The following is a 16,287-nucleotide window of genomic DNA, read 5'->3' on the forward strand; positions in this document are numbered from 1 at the left end:
TGAAAGAGTTGGGAAGAAATTGCCAACCTTGGGGGCTGTTCCGCGTTTTGAGAATAGCGGCATACAGGGAAGATGGCGACGCGGACGACAAGCGGTCAGCGGATTTGCTATTCCCGCAATCCATCGCCTGTCTCTGAAAACCGATCGTCTCCTGGAATCAGTTGGATGAGTCAGCACATTCTCTTTGTTGGCGCCGATGCCGGTTTAACGGCAGTAGTGGGCGAATCTTTACGCGGGCAAGGCTGCGGCGTGTCCGCACGTCCGCATTGCGGCGGACTGAAACACGTGGTCGAGACGGAGCGGCCGGCGTTGCTGGTGCTCGACGTCTCAGCGCCGCACGGCGACGGCCTTGCCGTACTGCGCGATTTGCGCATGAGCGGCAACGACGTGCCGGTGATTTTGCTGTCGGCGAGCAGCAAGGCGATCGATCGCGTGATCGGTCTCGAGCTCGGCGCCGACGATTTCATGAGCAAGCCCGCCGACCCTGCTGAACTGCTCGCCCGTATCCGCGTGCTGCTGCGCCGGCGTGGCGCGCTCGCGCCAGGCGCGCCGGAAACGCGACCGCCGTACCGCTTCGGACGTTGCGAGCTGAACTTCTCCGCACGCGAATTGCGCCGTGACAACGAGCATTTCGCGCTGCGCAGCTCCGAGTTCGCATTGCTGAAAATCTTCGTCAATCACGCGATGACCGTGCTCACGCGCGTGCAACTCAACGAGAAACTACGCGGCAATAGCGTGCTGCATCAAGGGCGGAGTCTCGATGTATCGATCTGGCGGCTGCGGCGTCTGATCGAGATCGATCCTTCCGAACCGCGCTATGTGCAGACGGTGTGGGGACGCGGCTATGTGTTCGTGCCGCACGGCGAGATTGGAGCGGCCGAGCGCGACGCGATGGTTGCGCCCGGCGTGTGAGGTTCGGCTTCTCCGCCGCAGGCGGGCATGATTGCCGCAATCGAGAAATTCAGATTGCGCACGAGTGAATTAGGGCAATGGTCCGAGCATCTCGGCGAACCGCCGCGCCGCTTCGAGACCGAAACGAGTGGGCAGCAGCTTTACATCGCGATCATGCTCGACGTCGAAACCCATCCGCCACGCAGCGATTCGTTTGCCGTAACAGATCAGCGTATCCAACGACTGCATGACGAAGACAATCGCCGGCAGTACCTGGCCGTACAGCGCTTCGGCTTGTGCAACGTCGCCACCGACGAACGCCCGGTAGATTCGCTGCTGCCAGTCGAAACAATCGGGCGCCACGATCATGCCCGCGCATCCGGCACGCAGATTGTCGAGCAACTCCATGCCGCCACGCCCGTTGAGCACGGGCATCAGATGGCCGACGCGCGCCACCGTTTCCGCCAGCACGATCGACGGACCTTCACCCTTGAGCAGGCGGAAGTTCGGGCACTGTGCGGCGAGACGTTCTAGGCTTTCGGCCGACAAGCCGACGCCGAGATATTCGGGCGCATTCTGAATGCCGACCGGCACGCCGAGTCCGTTCATCACGTCGGCGAAGAAGTTGAAATAGAACGCCTCGGGTTGCGGCGGCGCGCCGGCGGCCAGCGCAGGCGGCTGCAGGATCAGCCAACTTGCGCCTTGTGCAATCGCGTAGCCAGCCAGATCGCGCTGGGCCTCAACTGAACTGCCGCTTACCGTGACTGCGAGCGGCAGCGTGCCGCCGCTGTCTTCGATTGCCCACTGAATGATCTGTTCGCGCTCGATTCGGGAGAGCTTGTTGACTTCGGTGGCGAGTCCGAGCACGGCCACACCAGGAGCCTGGGCGCGCACGACGGCTTCCATCTGTCGGCGCATCGCGTCGCGGTCCAGATGGTTGTCTCGATCGAAGAATGCGTAAAGGATCGGATAGATTCCGGCGATGCTGCTCGAATGAACGGAAGCTTGGTTCATGACGTCCGCTCAATGCGAGTCGCGCGGCACTGCCGCACCGCTGGAACCGACGAGGAATGCCAGGTCGGCTCCCAGATTGGCCTGCTGGACCGTCTCGACATACAGCTTGTACCAGCCGCGTGCGGGCGGTTCCGGCGCCTTCCACTCCGCTCGGCGGCGCTCGAGCTCCGCATCGTCGATATCCAGATGCAGGCGTCGCCCGGCAACGTCGAGTTCGATCATGTCGCCATCGCAAACGAGCGCCAGAGTGCCACCCGCGGCCGCTTCGGGCGCTACGTGCAACACGACTGCGCCGTAGGCAGTGCCGCTCATCCGGCCGTCCGAAATGCGCACCATGTCGGTAATGCCCTGCTTCAGAACCTTGGTGGGGAGCGGCATGTTGCCTACCTCGGCGAAGCCGGGATAGCCCTTCGGGCCCGCGCCTTTGAGCACCATCACGCAGCTGGCGTCGATGTCGAGGCTCTCGTCGTTGATGCGTGCGTGCAGGTCCTCGACGTTTTCAAACACCACGGCGCGGCCGCGATGCTGCAAGAGTTCGGGCGTGGCCGCCGATGGCTTGATGACCGCGCCATCCACTGCAAGATTGCCTTTGAGCACGGCAATGCCGGCCTTCGGCTTAAACGGCTCTGCGACCGGAAAGATTACCTTGCGGTCGAAGCATTCTGCGCGACTCACGTTCTCCCAGATGCTGCGGCCGTTTACCGTCAACGCGTCGCGATGCAACAGTTGCGCCTCGCCGAGTTCGCGCAGGACGGCGGGCAAGCCGCCGGCATAATAGAAATCTTCCATCAGGAATTCGCCGGAGGGTTGCAGATTCACGAGGCACGGCACATCCGAACCACGTTCCCAGTCTTCCAGCTTCAGGTCAACCCCGATACGTCCCGCTATCGCCAATAGATGCACCACGGCGTTGGTCGAGCCACCGATCGCCGCATTCGTGCGGATCGCGTTTTCGAACGCTTCGCGCGTGAGAATCTTGCTCATTGTGAGGTCCTCACGGACCATCTCGACGATGCGGCGTCCCGCCATATGAGCCAGTACCTGACGGCGCGCGTCGACGGCGGGAATCGCGGCGTTGTGCGGCAAACCCATTCCGAGTGCTTCGACCATCGAGGCCATGGTCGACGCCGTGCCCATGGTCATGCAGTGCCCGCGCGAGCGGTTCATACAGCTTTCCGCCTCGATGAACTCTGCCATCTCCATCTTGCCCGCTCGCACTTGCTCTGACATTTGCCAGACGCCGGTACCCGAACCGATGGTCTCGCCCCGGTAACGGCCGTTCAGCATGGGGCCGCCCGAGACCGCCAGTGCGGGAAGGTTGCACGACGCCGCGCCCATCAGCAGCGCGGGCGTGGTTTTGTCGCAGCCGCATAGCAGGATGACGCCGTCGATCGGATTGCCGCGAATCGACTCTTCGACATCCATGGACGCGAGGTTGCGAAACAGCATCGCCGTAGGCCGCAAATTCGATTCACCCAGCGACATGACCGGAAATTCGAGCGGGAAGCCGCCTGCTTCGTAGACGCCTTTCTTGACGTATTCGGCGAGTTCGCGGAAATGCGCATTGCAAGGCGTCAATTCAGACCACGTATTGCAGATGCCGATGACGGGCCGGCCATCGAACAGATGATGCGGTAGGCCCTGATTCTTCATCCACGAGCGATGAATGAAGCCGTCTTTGTCGGCTTTGCCGAACCAGGCCTGGCTGCGCAGTGGCTTTTTGGGTGAGGTGCTCATGGTCGTCTCCTTCACGCACTCGCGGAATCGACAGAGCCTCCGCGTATTCAGGTTCTTCGAACGGCCGGATGCCGTTCGAACCGAGCGTGGTTATCGGGTAACTCTATGGGCGGTGCGGCGCTTCGTCAACTTACTTTTCCGCTGTCCCACTATGCAGAAATTTACTTATCTCTAGATTAGCTTTGCTAACTAATGTAGTCACGCCATTGAATTGGGCAGCGTCGTGTACGGTCAGTCAGGTGGATTGGTGGAGAAGCGCCGAGCGTGGCGCGATGGTTGCGCCCGGCGTGTGAGTATCGGCTTCTCAGCCGGAAGATCAGCCGAAAGGTGAGGTTTTACGGGAGCACGAAGCTCGCGTATCAGGCCTGCTTCGCGACCTCGCGAATGTCGGCCACCGGTGTTTGGCCGAATGCATCGCTGAAGGCGTAATCGAGCAACTGGGTGGCGCATTGTTCGGGCGTCGAAAGCTGACCGTTGCGCTTGAGGTCTTCGAATTTTTCGCGCATCGGAAACTGTTCCTCGCCGCTGCCGCGAATTTCAGCTTGCATATTCGTATCGATCACGCCCGGCGCCAGGCTGCAGATACGCAGTGCGCGATTCGCGTCGAGTGCAACGGCGCGTGCATGATGATCGAGCGCGGCCTTGGTCGCGCAGTAGATGCTCCAGCCGGGATACGCATTGCGCGCCGCGCCGCTGGAAATATGCATGATGCGGCGGTCGGTCGCGTCGACGCTGGCCGCGGCGAGTGCGCTCGCCAGCATCAGCGGCGTGGCCACGTTCAGACTCACGGCGGTCGCGATGTCGGCGGCGTTCTGGCCTTCGATCGGACCGATTGGCTGAACCATGCCTGCGTTGTTGATCAACAGTACGCTCTGTGCGCCGCTGACGAAGCCGCGCAGTGCATCGGTTGCGATCCACTGCGCGACGCACGTGGGGTCCGCAAGCTCGAGCTCGATTTCGTCGAGCAGTGCCGGGAAACGCTCTTTGAGCCTGGCGTGACGCGAGCGGGACAAACCCAGTACCGCGACGCCGCGCGTCAGCAGTTGTTCGGCAAGAGATGCACCGAGGCCGCGAGTGTGGCCGGTAACGATCGCACGGATCGGAGAAGAGGGAGACATGTCGTTCCTTGTGATCGTTCGCTTGAGAAGGCCGTCATTTTCTCACGCTATGTCTGATGCTTGCAGCGGTGCTGGTCTTCAGGCTGCATGCCGGCGGCGCGCTAACGGCTCTCCTGAATGGTGCCCATGCCGCCGTCATCCTGCTTCCCTCAGGCGGAGCGAAAGCGCTCGCGATATTGCATCGGCGTGACGCCGATTCGTTTCGTAAAGACAATGCGCATCCGGTCTGCGGTGCCGAAACCGCAGTCATACGCAATCGCCTTGAGCACGGCATCGCTGCTTTCGAGCAACTTGCGCGCCGCATCCACGCGAGCACGTTCGACGAATTCATGCGGCGTCACCCTGGTCTCCTGCACGAACACACGGGCGAAATTCCGTGCGCTCATTCCGGCGACGTCCGCCAGTTGTGCGACCGTAAAGCTCTCGCGAATTCGCTCCATGACGTGTGCCTGCACTTTGGCAACCGGTGAGGTGTCGTCCGCCGGTGCGGTCAGGTACGGGCTGAACTGCGATTGACCTCCTTGTCGCTGTGCAAACACCACCAGCCGTTTGGCGACGGCGAGCGCCGTATGCGGACCATGATGTTCGGCGACCAACGCTAGCGATAGATCGATGCCCGCCGTGACGCCCGCCGACGTGACCAGGTTGCCGTCGCGCAGATAGATCCGGTCGAAATCGACATGGGCCCGCGGAAACTGCTCGGCGAGTTGTGCGGCGTGCTGCCAGTGCGTCGTGACTTTGCGCGCGTCGAGCAGCCCCGCATGGCCGAGCGCGAACGCGCCGGTGCAGATCGAGCCGAAACGCTCGCATTGTGTGGCGACTCGCGACAACCAACCCAGCAAACGTGTGTCGGGCGCGGCGCCGTCGGGCAATGCGGGGCCGCCTGCAACCAGCGCAAGGCCAAACGGCCGGCGTGCCTGGTCGAACGTGGCATCGGCGACGAGCGTCATGCCGTTGGACGCACGCAGCGGACCCGGCTCCGCGCTTAGCAGCGTGACCTCGTAGCGATCCTGCGGCGCGATGAAGCGATTGGCTTCGGAGAACACATCGACCGGACCGGCGACGTCGAGCGCCTGCACGCCTGGAAAGATCGCGATCGCGACGGTAGGCATCGAATGCTCTCCTTTGACGATGGATAGGAATCCGCGGCCCGCGGCAGTCAACGCGGTGCGTTTGGCAGTGTTCAACGGTCCGCGACGATTGCCCGCGACGGCCTGCTGACCAATACTGAGCTTCATTGGACGCGCTGCTCGACGGGTCAAATAAGCAGCCAGAAAAAGCATCGCGGACCAGCATACCAAACGCGCTGTCGAGTCACAAAGACCGCGCGTCAGGTTCACTCAAGTCTTTCATGGAGCACTTCACATGACCACGATCGCAGGCATCCAGATTCCCGACAGCATGATGGCGCGCGAAGCCACGCAGCTCGTGCGCGACACCGAAACCGAGTTGCTTTACCACCATTCGCGGCGCGTGTTCCTGTTCGGCTCGCTGGCCGGCGCGCGCAAGCAACTCAAGTATGACCCCGAGCTGTTGTACATCGGCGCGATGTTTCATGACATGGGGCTCGTCGCGCCGTATAGCAGCGAGCATGATCGCTTCGAGGTGGACGGCGCGAACGCGGCACGTGATTTTCTGCAGCGCCACGGCATCGGCGAAGACGATATCGAGCAGGTGTGGAACTCGATAGCGCTGCACACCACGCCTGGGATTCCGCAATATATGAAGCCGGTGGTCGCGCTGGTGACCGCAGGTGTGGAGATGGACGTGCTGGGTCTCGCCTATGACGAATTCACCGAACACCAGCGCCATGAAGTGATCCACGCCCACCCGCGCGGCGCGCATTTCAAGGAAGGCATCATCGACGCATTCGCGCATGGCACGATCCACAAGCCGGAGACGACCTTCGGTAACGTGAAGGCGGACGTGCTGGCACTGAAGGACCCGCATTACCATCGCGAGAATTTCTGCACGATGATTTTGGGGTCGTCCTGGAAGGATTAATTAGTCGGCGTGCCGCGGCGAAAATGACAGCCGCGCAGAAGAAATATTATCGGTGCAATTTTCGTCCAGCATGTCATTTCCAGTCAGCGTTCGCGACTAAGCCAATGAAACACCCGGTCGATCGTGTGCAGCGGTCAGCCGAGGGTGTTGCATCCTCAGACCCGGTATGTGCAACGGATCGACCGCGGCAAGCCAGTCTGAGCACTTGAGTGTCGCTTATGCAGCCCTCCTTGAAGCCGGGCTGCTCACGTAAGACTGGAGATGAAATGAAATCGATCCGAGCCGCACTGATGTGCGGATTGCTGCCGCTCGCGCTTGTAGCGGGTTCTGTGCAAGCACAGGGAATAGGACGCGCCGGCACCTATCTGATGCCACCCGAGTACAGCATGATGATGGACAAGCTGAGCCCTGAACAGCGCGCTCAGGCCATCGGCATCCAGCAAAAAATGATGCAGATGGACATGGAGTTTCAGGACACGATGGCGCAGATGGAGATGAAGCACGCGCACGAGATGATGCAGATGCAAAATCAACTGCTGGACATTTTCAAAGGCCATTGACGCTCACTGCGGTTCGACCGGTTCGCGTGTGGACTCACGTCAGGCGCGGCCCGGTCATCCCCTGCCATGCAACGCGGCAATCTCCTGCAAATCGAGATCCCGCTCCAGTTCGGTTAGCAGTTCATCGTGAATCATGCCCGACCGATGCATCCGCAACAACTCGATGCGACCGGCCGCCACGGCGGCGAGCACAACGTCGTAATGCGCGACGCGAACGTCGGCGGGATATTCCGTCACGTGCTGGTAGGTGTCCGTCATCTGCGCCCGATAGCTGTATTGCTCCAGTAGGCGTGGATGAATTACTTTTCCGTCGGCGTCGTGCACAAGCGGTTGGATCGCGGCGAGTTGTGCCGCTTCGAGCCTCGCCCACGCCTGAGGCTCGGTCAAATGCTGCTCGTTGTGCTCCTTCACGCGATCCAGTTTGACCCAGCGAATCAGCGCGCCAATCGTGGTCCCTTGTCCGAGCACGGTCACGAGAATCACCGCGAACGAGGCGACCAGAATCAGATCGCGCCCCGGCATGGCCTCGGGTAACGAGAGCGCGATCGCCAGCGTCACCACGCCACGCATGCCGGCCCAACTCGTCACCGTCGACGAGCGCCAGTCGAGCGCAATGGTTGCGCGCCGCGTCACCTTGCACACGAGTCCCTTCAACCATTCGACGGCAAACACCCATACGAAGCGCGACAGCACGACGGCTGCGATCACTGCGCCGACAGCGGGTGCGAACGCGGTCAACGCATCTCCGACGCCGCCCAGCCGCACGATCACGCCGCGTAGCGACAGCCCGATCAGAAGGAACACGAGCGCTTCCATCAGGAAGATCAGGACTTGCCAGAAAGCCGTGCCGCGCATGCGCACCGAGGCAGAGAAAACTTCATGCTGATGCCAGCCGAGCACCATCCCGCAACTGACGGTCGCGATGACGCCTGAGACGTCCAGCATGTCGCCGGCGATGTAGCTGAGCCACGGGGAGAGTGCGGATGCAGTGATGATGAGGTAGACGTCGTCGAGGTAGCGCAGCAGCCTGACGACCACGAAGCCGATCGCGATGCCCACCGCCACGCCACCCAGGCCGAGCACCGCAAACCGCTCGACCGCGTGTTGAGCGTTGAACGTGCCGGTCAGCGCGGCCGCGACGGCGAAGCGGAACAGCACGATGCCGGCGGCGTCGTTGAGCAGGCTTTCGCCTTCGAGGAGCACCATCAACCGGCGCGGCAGCGCGACGCGTTCCAGTACGGCCTTCGCGGCGATGGCGTCAGGCGGTGAGACGATCGCGCCCAGCGCGAAGCACGCGCTCCACGGTAAAGACGGCACGACCCAATGCACGACCATGCCGACCGCGAGGGTCGTGAAGGCGACAGCGCCGATCGCTAGCAGCAGGATGCCGCCGAAATTGCGCTTGAATTCGTCCCATACGGAGAAGTACGCGCCGTCCATAAGGAGCGGCGGCAGGAACACGACCAGGACCAGTTCGGGATCGAGGTTGATGCGAGGGAGTCCGGGCACGAAGGCCATCGCGGCGCCGCCGACCAGAAGTGCCGCGGCCGGAGGGAGTCGCAGCCGCTTGGCGAGCAGTTGGAGACCGATCATCGCGCCGAGCGACAGCAGGACGAGTTTGAAGCCCATGACGGAGGACATGCGGGAGCCTCGGCGGGTGGCTGGGGATTACTTTTTATCACAGAGTACGGTCGTTGCCTGCGGTCGAGCAGACGGACGATACACCTATCGCATCAAGTACTTGAGTTGACTGTGCGCAGGTTCCCCTGCGTCACCGCTATTCCTGTTATCGCCGGTGGCAAGTGTCGATGACTGACAGGCGCTTGCGTGGTGTCCTACGAACTGTTGTGAACTCCAATGAATGCATATTTGTGAATATGCAGTGAGATCGTAATTTTAGGAATTGTCGGATAGTGGAGGTGGAATGCTCCTTATAGGGTGCTTGGGCTTCAACCAAGTACAACTAATAAGGAAGACTATGAAAAGTAAAAAAATTGCTGGTAATCCAGCAAGCATGGCAACCCGCCTGATGGCCGCATTCATGTTGCTTATGTTCGCGTTTGGCGCCAACGCGGCTGATTGCAACGCGGTGTGGACAGCAGCCGGTGCAAAACCGGGATCGCCCACCTGCCGGTGGGATGCGTACGCCGGCGTACCAGGCGGCATGCAGTACTACAACTGCCTAAGTTTTCCGCTTATCGACGCATGGTGTGCAACACCCACTACGGAAGAACCAGAAGCGAGCTGTCCCGTTGCTGACCCGGTGTACCCGGGCAATGGCGCTGTCACCTTGACTGAAGCGGACTTTGTCAGCGGCGACGACATTCCGATGCAGTTCACGCGGACCTACCGGTCCAAGTCACTAGGTAATCACGCCACGGCGATGGGACCGGTCTGGTTCCACAGCTGGCAACGCAACCTGGGGCTCGCGAGCGCCAACAGCGGTAGCTCGTCCAAAGTGCTGGCGTATCGCGAGAACGGTGAACCTGTCACATTCATCTGGTCAGCGGGCACCTGGCGCACGGCGGGTTTTACCGGTCTGGCGCTCGCGCAGCACGGCTCCGGATGGACGCTGACCGATCTCAAGACCGATACCGTCGAATCGTATTCGGCCCAGGGCGTGCTGCTTTCGGAGAGCCTGAAGACGGGATTTGTCCGAACGCTGACCTACGGCGGCTCAGGGCTGCTGACCACGATCACACAGCATGCAGCAGGCACGGATGCAAAAAACGACATCACACTTCGCCTCGATTATGACGACAGGAACCGTCTCTCACGCCTGAATGACCCTTTGGGTCGCATGACGCAGTACGGGTATGACGCGAATGGCAATCTTGTTTTGGTTACCTGGCCTGATGGCTATACGCACCGCTATGTCTACGACGACACCCGCTTCAAGAACGCGCTGACGGGTGAAATCGATGAGGCCGGCAACCGCGTTGCGACGTGGAGCTACGACACGCAGGGTCGTGCGGTGGCGGTCACGCATCCTAATGCTGCACAAAACGCGCAGTTCGCCTACAACACCGGCTCGACGGTCATCAGCAGCCGCAAAGGTGCGACCACGCTGAGCATGTCGTCGATTGGTGGACTGCTACGGCCTACGGGGACCACCTCCGTTGCGGGCAATAGCAGTTCGACATGGGACGCGTCGGGCAACCTTCTGAAAGACGCGGACGCAAGCGGCGGTACTACTGAGTACAGCTACGACGACATTGGACGGCCAGTTCGGGCGACAGTGAAAAGTGCGTCTGGTACGTCGATATCCACGATCCGTTATGCCGACGCAACAAGTCTGCGTCCGTCGATGATTGCGTCACCGAAGCTGATGCAATCCTTCGTATACGACGCAAACGGTAATACGACCGGGGTTAGCGAGATACCGACTACCGACCCGACCGGCGCCAGCGCCTTCGACGCACGGAGGGCGGACGGTGTGGCGATGACGTACGGGATAACTTATGACGTATTTAACCGGCTCGCGTTCGTTCAGCAGATGGCGGACGGAAAGGTCGCCGGACAGTGGAAAGTCACGCGCGACGCAACGGGCAACGCCTTTGCGATCATCGTGCCAGGTGAGCTTCCAGAAGCTACGGAGATGATCTCGCGTGATGCGGCCCACCGCGTTCTGTATGGCTATAACCCGACTGGCGACTTTTATCTTCGATACGACCGGCGCGCACGCATTGACGTATTCAAATTCAATGAAAACGCGAGTCCTGCAAACGGCGGTATCCGCCGCGTGTTCAAGGTCAGGTTCGGCTATTCACCAGACGGCCAGGTCGTGTCGCGCACGGGTACGGTTGCAAAGGAGGGCAGCGTTCTTGATCTGAACGACGGCACGGATATTCCGATCAGCAGCGATGAAATCAACCAGTGGATCGATAACTATAACTACGGCGATTCTCCGGTAGGGCCGCCGGCCAATCTCCAGGGCGCGCGTCGGTTGCTGGGCGATAACTTCCTGGGTACGTCGACCGTATGTAGCGGATGCCATTTCTCGGCGGGACTGATTGACGGTACTGTGCGCGGTATCGCGATGGTCTACCGGCTGCTGCAGAACCCGGCAATCAGATATGGCATCGGCCAGGGCGCAAGGAAGGCTGCTGAAAACTGGGAGCGCATCAAGGAGATGTGCAAACCCGCCGCGGAGACGGAGGTTGATGGGATTCCGCCGGGGCGGATCACATCGGAATACACTGATATCACAACGGGAGGTAGTATTCGCAACGTCCGAACCGACGTTGGCAAAGCGGAGTTTGAGGCAAATCTCATAGAGAGTGGCTATGTGCAATCTCTTAGTAAGGATGGCAAAGCAGATATCTTTTCAAAGGACGGCGCGCGTTACACCGTCAGAGAAGATTCAAACGCTGGATACCCTACCGCCGAGTATGTACCCGCCGGTTCACCGCGCGGCACAATAAAGATACGGCTCCCAAAATGAACGACATTGACTTCATTAGTGATTCAGCGACTTTCTTACCACTTTGGGAGCGCGCGAACGCAAGTACGAAAACACTGGCCAACATTCCGTCTACGGACCTGCTTTATTTTGATTCCGTCGATATATCGACTCAAAAATTCTTCGATCTCATTCAAGCGATGCTTGCGTTCAAGGGTACAACGGACTTTGCCTCGCTAGTTCTGAAGCCGGACCCGTTTAGTTATTTTCATTTTCATTTCGGCAAGTACCCTGGTTTTGTGCATCGTGCTGAACACACCGACGACGACTTCTTTGAGTCTTGGCAAAAGGATCCGGGGGACAGCCCAGCGGACTGTCTTTGGGCGAACTCAGAACGATATGCAGTCTTGCCGATCCCGGGCGATTGGTTTGTGTACGCAGACAGAAAATGGGAAATGGGCGTATTGTCGGGTCCTCCGGATATTATTTCGTTTGCCCGCAAGTTCTATCCATTTTTTCTTGATCCTGGGGAAGGCTTCAATATTGCGGGTTAAATCAAGCTGAAGCGGGCTTCCACTTGATACGGAGAGGCGCGAGGGATCGCGCCATTTCCGTACATCCGACAAGCGCGTATTGCAGTATGTGGACCGTGCGAGCGAGCCACGGGTCGCAATCAGCGCAGTTGAGTTAGTGCCGGCTTACTCCGGTATATCCCCATGCTGGCTCAAGTCAGCCAACCTCAAGATCCGGCTAGCTATGCGATGAGTAACATTGATTTCATCCAGGACCGCGAAACGTTCTTGTCCCTTTGGCAGCGTGCGTGTGCGTGCGCGCAGACACTGGCAGTGACTCACGTCTCGGATTTGCTTCACTTTGATTCTTCAAACATTGGCACGCAGGTTTTCCGTGACCTTGTTCGAGACATCGCGAACTTTAAGGGAACAGGTGAATTCGCTGTAATCGTTCTGAATCCCGATCCGTTTAGCTACTTTCATTTCCATTTTGGTAAGTATCCGGGATTCATCGTTAAGGCGCACCACAACGACGATGACTTTTTTGAAATACTGATGATGGACCCCGGAGACAGTCCGGCCGACGCGATTGGCTTCTATTCGGAGCAGTATGTTGTCTTGCCGATTTCGGGCGAATGGTTCATGTTTGCAGATCGGGCATGGAATGGGGGTACTGGTGTCCTGACAGGTCCGCCTGACGTGATGACGTTCGCGAGGGAGTCTTTCGCGTTCTACGAGAATCCGGACCAAGGCTTCCGATCGACCTGAACCTGGTTCAGGTTACTTTTAACGTTCGGCCGGCGCCACGCTCTTTTCCCTTGCGTCTAATCACCGGGCGCAAGGGGGTACAAGCCGCTCGGTCTGGTAACAAGTTGCGATGCCGGTGCCAGCACGTAGATTCCTTGCCGTCGCTGGCTTTGCTCCGGCTGGGTCAGCATGCGCCACAGTCAAAATACGGCTTCCAAAACCATGAACACGATTGACTTCATACACAAACGGCGCGAGTTCATGCCGCTTTGGGAGCGCGCGACTGCGGAAGTCCGGATGCTTCGCGACAGGTCGTCAACAGAGTTGCTGTACTTCGATACCATCGATCTCCAGACTCAAAAGTTCTTTGAACTTATCCGAACGCTACTCGCGTTCAAGGGTACGACTGACTTCGCCACGCTGGCCTTGAAGCCTGATCCGTTCGATTACTTTAATTTTCATTTTGGAAAATATCCGGGCTTCATGCACCGGGCGGAAAATACGGATGAGGAATTCTTCGAATTTCTATTGGAGGACCCAGGTGGTAGCCTTGCCGATTCCTTGGGAACCAACTCCGAACACTATGTCGTGATGCCCGTGCCGGGTGAGTGGATCGCCTTTGGCGATAGGTCATGGGGCACAGGGGTGCTGTACGGGGCGCCGGATATCATGGAATGCGCGAGGAGTTTTTATCCGTTCTTCATCGCACCTCCGAACGGCTTCCGGATTAAGCCGTAATCAACCGTCCGTTCACGCCAGATAGAAGGTTGCCAAGCGGGCTGTCGGATGCATCGACTCGGCAGAATGTATTTGCATCAATGGCTTGATGCCGTTGTGGGACAGTTGTCCACAGGCTTGATCACAAATTATGTGGACAACTCGCCGTTGAGGTTGCCGCACCTCAAACGACGGCTCCATTGCCTGGTTCTTTGGGCGCGTCAAATCGTGAGGGTTGATCGATGCTCACTCGCGAGCCGCCAAGGGATACTTCTGTTGCTTCAACTACTTGGCTGGGATGTGCGGCGGTTGTCCACAGGCTTGCCAACATTTTATGGGGACAAGTTTTTTTGTCCGCTACGCCACCGTTCTTCGTGTCTACGACGTTGGAAAACAGAAGAAGCCCAACGCCGCAAGCGCGCGACTCATGCCGCGGCCCTTAGCAAAAGACCCCTCAAGCCTTCAACACCGAAGCCGCCACGTCTTCCCGCGATTGCACCTGCAAAACCGCATCCCGCTTATCGAGCAAGTGCTGACGAAGAATTGCGCTCAACTTCTTCCCATCTCTGGCCTCGAGCGCCTTCAACATTTCATCATGATCATGAATCGCACTATCCCACTTGGGGATCTGAAAATTCGACCGGAACCGCAACGCCTGCAGACGCCGATTAACCGCGACATAAGTCTGCCGCAGTGCTGAATTCCTCGCCGCTTCATTGATCTTGTCGTGAATCGCTTGGTTGCGGCTGTAGTACCCAGCCAGATCGTTCTGCGTCCGGCAAGCCAGCATCGCGTAGTGCAACGCTTTGATTTCGGCGAGCTCCGCAGCCGTCATCCGCTCCGCTGCCAGTTCGCCGGAAAAAGCTTCAAGACCGCTCATCAGCTCGAAGGTCTCGCGCAACTCCGCTTCCGACATTTTCGACACTGACGCACCGCGGTTCGGCGAAATCTCGATCAGCCCTTCCGCAGCCAATACCTTCAGCGCCTCCCGCAGCGGCGTGCGCGAAATCCCAAGCGTCTCGCACAACTCGCGCTCGTTCAGTTTCTTGCCCGGCTCGAGCACCCCCTCGACGATAAAGCGGCGAATGTGCTCCACCACCGTGTCGTGCAAACGCTGACGCTCGACCTTCGGCATCAGCGGAGAAGCGGCTACACCTGCATCGAAATCCGAATTTTGCATACAAAAGCCCTCAACATCGTGTTAGGTACGATTTTATCGGAACCATGCAGATTAGTTAATAGCACGGGTAAACACCGGTATCAGCAGGCGATTTTCGCCTTGGGATCGTCACGGATCATCTGATATAGTTTTTTGCATGCAAAATTCAATCGGAGGAGCCCAATGCTCAAGCTAGACTTTCACCCCGCTGGCCGTCACTTCCTGCAGATCCCGGGTCCGAGCCCGGTGCCCGATCGCATTCTCCGTGCGATGAGCTATCCGACCATCGATCACCGCGGCCCCGAGTTCGGCGAACTCGGTCTGAAGGTGCTCGAAGGCATCAAGAAAATCTTCAAAACGCAGCAACCGGTGGTGATCTATCCGGCCTCCGGCACCGGCGCGTGGGAAGCGGCGCTATCGAACACGCTGAGCCCTGGCGACCACGTGCTGATGTTCGAAACCGGTCACTTCGCGACGCTGTGGAAAAAGATGGCGGAAAGCCTCGGGCTGAAGCCGGAGTTCCTCGGCCTGCCTGGTATCGAAGGCTGGCGGCGCGGAGTTCAGCCGCAGATGATCGAAGAGCGTCTGCGCGCCGACACGCAACACGCGATCAAGGCCGTGTGCGTCGTCCATAACGAAACCTCCACGGGCGTCACCTCGGATATCGCCGCCGTGCGCCGCGCGATCGACGCCGCCGGTCACCCGGCGCTGCTGCTGGTCGATACGATCTCGGGTCTCGCCTGCGCCGACTATCGGCATGACGAATGGGGCGTCGACGTCACCGTGTCCGGCTCGCAAAAGGGTTTGATGCTGCCGCCGGGCATCAGCTTCAACGCGATCTCGCCGAAGGCATTGGTCGCCAGCAAGCAGGCCAAACTGCCGCGCAGCTTCTGGGACTGGACCGACATCGTCGAGATGAACAAGACCGGTTACTGGCCGTACACGCCGAACACGAACCTGCTGTATGGGCTTCATGAGGCGCTGGAGATGATTCTCGGCGAAGGGCTCGACAACGTGTTCGCCCGTCACGAGCGTCTCGCCGAAGCCACCCGCCGTGCGGTTCGCGCGTGGGGTCTGGAGATCCAATGTGCCGATCCCGCTGTGTATAGCCCGGTGCTCACCGGTGTGATCATGCCCGAAGGCATCGATGCCGACGCCGTGCGCAAGCTCATCTACGAACGCTTCGACATGTCGCTCGGTACGGGCCTCGGCAAGATGAAAGGCCGCATGTTCCGCATCGGCCATCTCGGCGACTGCAACGACCTGATGCTGCTGGCGACGCTGGCCGGTTGCGAAATGGGCCTGCGGCTCGCGGGTGTGCCGCTCAAGGAAAGCGGCTTGCCTGCCGCTATGGAGTGGTTGAGCCAGCCGACCAAAGCCTCGGGGCTGAAAGCGGCGGCCTGAGCGATGGAGCGCCACGCGCATC

14 protein-coding genes are annotated in these 16,287 nt (G+C 59.6%); 8 read left to right on the forward strand and 6 right to left on the reverse strand.

The genetic code is table 11. From position 1 onward, the window contains the following. The first annotated feature begins 165 nt into the window (after positions 1 to 165). Positions 166 to 912, forward strand: coding sequence for a winged helix-turn-helix domain-containing protein (locus tag KHO33_RS02915; protein WP_200561205.1), 747 nt, complete (start codon positions 166 to 168; stop codon positions 910 to 912). 69 nt (positions 913 to 981) lie between these two features. On the opposite strand, the gene KHO33_RS02920 is transcribed toward KHO33_RS02915, so the two are convergent. The 4 genes from KHO33_RS02920 to KHO33_RS02935 form a co-directional block, all read right to left on the reverse strand. Continuing rightward, on the reverse strand, positions 982 to 1,905 hold the full coding sequence (locus KHO33_RS02920) for a dihydrodipicolinate synthase family protein (RefSeq protein ID WP_234475120.1): 924 nt from the start codon (positions 1,903 to 1,905) through the stop codon (positions 982 to 984). 9 nt (positions 1,906 to 1,914) lie between these two features. Beyond that, positions 1,915 to 3,642, reverse strand: coding sequence for an IlvD/Edd family dehydratase (locus KHO33_RS02925; RefSeq protein WP_200561207.1), 1,728 nt, complete (start codon positions 3,640 to 3,642; stop codon positions 1,915 to 1,917). A 359-nt stretch (positions 3,643 to 4,001) separates the two neighbouring features. After that, the gene (locus tag KHO33_RS02930) at positions 4,002 to 4,760 is read right to left on the reverse strand and encodes an SDR family oxidoreductase (protein ID WP_200561209.1); all 759 of its coding nucleotides are present in this window, start codon (positions 4,758 to 4,760) and stop codon (positions 4,002 to 4,004) included. A gap of 149 nt (positions 4,761 to 4,909) precedes the next feature. Further along, positions 4,910 to 5,872, reverse strand: coding sequence for a GlxA family transcriptional regulator (locus KHO33_RS02935; RefSeq protein ID WP_200561642.1), 963 nt, complete (start codon positions 5,870 to 5,872; stop codon positions 4,910 to 4,912). A gap of 253 nt (positions 5,873 to 6,125) precedes the next feature. Between KHO33_RS02935 and KHO33_RS02940 the strand changes: the two genes are divergently transcribed. Beyond that, on the forward strand, positions 6,126 to 6,764 hold the full coding sequence (locus KHO33_RS02940) for an HD domain-containing protein (protein ID WP_093634363.1): 639 nt from the start codon (positions 6,126 to 6,128) through the stop codon (positions 6,762 to 6,764). A gap of 218 nt (positions 6,765 to 6,982) precedes the next feature. Further along, entirely contained in the window at positions 6,983 to 7,324 is a 342-nt protein-coding gene (locus KHO33_RS02945; RefSeq protein ID WP_054034728.1) for a hypothetical protein, read from the forward strand. 54 nt (positions 7,325 to 7,378) lie between these two features. Here KHO33_RS02945 and KHO33_RS02950 read toward each other — a convergent pair whose 3' ends face one another. Next, positions 7,379 to 8,965 (reverse strand): Na+/H+ antiporter, encoded by a 1,587-nt coding sequence (locus tag KHO33_RS02950; protein WP_200561211.1) that lies wholly within the window; start codon positions 8,963 to 8,965, stop codon positions 7,379 to 7,381. A 301-nt stretch (positions 8,966 to 9,266) separates the two neighbouring features. On the opposite strand from KHO33_RS02950, the gene KHO33_RS02955 reads away from it, so the two are divergent. From KHO33_RS02955 to KHO33_RS02970, 4 genes are all read left to right on the forward strand, one after another. Further along, positions 9,267 to 11,768 (forward strand): DUF6531 domain-containing protein, encoded by a 2,502-nt coding sequence (locus KHO33_RS02955; RefSeq protein WP_234480341.1) that lies wholly within the window; start codon positions 9,267 to 9,269, stop codon positions 11,766 to 11,768. Beyond that, the gene (locus tag KHO33_RS02960) at positions 11,765 to 12,280 is read left to right on the forward strand and encodes a hypothetical protein (protein WP_200561213.1); all 516 of its coding nucleotides are present in this window, start codon (positions 11,765 to 11,767) and stop codon (positions 12,278 to 12,280) included. The genes KHO33_RS02955 and KHO33_RS02960 overlap by 4 nt, the downstream gene beginning before the upstream one ends. A gap of 162 nt (positions 12,281 to 12,442) precedes the next feature. Next, on the forward strand, positions 12,443 to 13,006 hold the full coding sequence (locus KHO33_RS02965; protein ID WP_234475122.1) for a hypothetical protein: 564 nt from the start codon (positions 12,443 to 12,445) through the stop codon (positions 13,004 to 13,006). 201 nt (positions 13,007 to 13,207) lie between these two features. Then, positions 13,208 to 13,723 (forward strand): hypothetical protein, encoded by a 516-nt coding sequence (locus KHO33_RS02970; RefSeq protein WP_200561215.1) that lies wholly within the window; start codon positions 13,208 to 13,210, stop codon positions 13,721 to 13,723. 433 nt (positions 13,724 to 14,156) lie between these two features. On the opposite strand, the gene KHO33_RS02975 is transcribed toward KHO33_RS02970, so the two are convergent. Beyond that, entirely contained in the window at positions 14,157 to 14,882 is a 726-nt protein-coding gene (locus KHO33_RS02975; RefSeq protein ID WP_054034730.1) for a GntR family transcriptional regulator, read from the reverse strand. A 162-nt stretch (positions 14,883 to 15,044) separates the two neighbouring features. On the opposite strand from KHO33_RS02975, the gene KHO33_RS02980 reads away from it, so the two are divergent. Beyond that, positions 15,045 to 16,265 (forward strand): pyridoxal-phosphate-dependent aminotransferase family protein, encoded by a 1,221-nt coding sequence (locus KHO33_RS02980; protein ID WP_200561217.1) that lies wholly within the window; start codon positions 15,045 to 15,047, stop codon positions 16,263 to 16,265. Positions 16,266 to 16,287: the final 22 nt, after the last annotated feature.

Source organism: Paraburkholderia nemoris (genome assembly GCF_905221015.1).
GTDB classification, from domain to species: Bacteria; Pseudomonadota; Gammaproteobacteria; order Burkholderiales; family Burkholderiaceae; genus Paraburkholderia; species Paraburkholderia nemoris.

Excerpts from the sequence above, each read along its gene's own strand:
- KHO33_RS02915 (WP_200561205.1), top strand. The coding sequence starts at position 166 with ATGAGTCAGCACATTCTCTTTGTTGGCGCCGATGCCGGTTTAACGGCA.
- KHO33_RS02920 (WP_234475120.1), bottom strand. The coding sequence starts at position 1,905 with ATGAACCAAGCTTCCGTTCATTCGAGCAGCATCGCCGGAATCTATCCG.
- KHO33_RS02925 (WP_200561207.1), bottom strand. The coding sequence starts at position 3,642 with ATGAGCACCTCACCCAAAAAGCCACTGCGCAGCCAGGCCTGGTTCGGC.
- KHO33_RS02930 (WP_200561209.1), bottom strand. The coding sequence starts at position 4,760 with ATGTCTCCCTCTTCTCCGATCCGTGCGATCGTTACCGGCCACACTCGC.
- KHO33_RS02935 (WP_200561642.1), bottom strand. The coding sequence starts at position 5,872 with ATGCCTACCGTCGCGATCGCGATCTTTCCAGGCGTGCAGGCGCTCGAC.
- KHO33_RS02940 (WP_093634363.1), top strand. The coding sequence starts at position 6,126 with ATGACCACGATCGCAGGCATCCAGATTCCCGACAGCATGATGGCGCGC.
- KHO33_RS02945 (WP_054034728.1), top strand. The coding sequence starts at position 6,983 with ATGCAGCCCTCCTTGAAGCCGGGCTGCTCACGTAAGACTGGAGATGAA.
- KHO33_RS02950 (WP_200561211.1), bottom strand. The coding sequence starts at position 8,965 with ATGTCCTCCGTCATGGGCTTCAAACTCGTCCTGCTGTCGCTCGGCGCG.
- KHO33_RS02960 (WP_200561213.1), top strand. The coding sequence starts at position 11,765 with ATGAACGACATTGACTTCATTAGTGATTCAGCGACTTTCTTACCACTT.
- KHO33_RS02965 (WP_234475122.1), top strand. The coding sequence starts at position 12,443 with ATGCTGGCTCAAGTCAGCCAACCTCAAGATCCGGCTAGCTATGCGATG.
- KHO33_RS02970 (WP_200561215.1), top strand. The coding sequence starts at position 13,208 with ATGAACACGATTGACTTCATACACAAACGGCGCGAGTTCATGCCGCTT.
- KHO33_RS02975 (WP_054034730.1), bottom strand. The coding sequence starts at position 14,882 with ATGCAAAATTCGGATTTCGATGCAGGTGTAGCCGCTTCTCCGCTGATG.
- KHO33_RS02980 (WP_200561217.1), top strand. The coding sequence starts at position 15,045 with ATGCTCAAGCTAGACTTTCACCCCGCTGGCCGTCACTTCCTGCAGATC.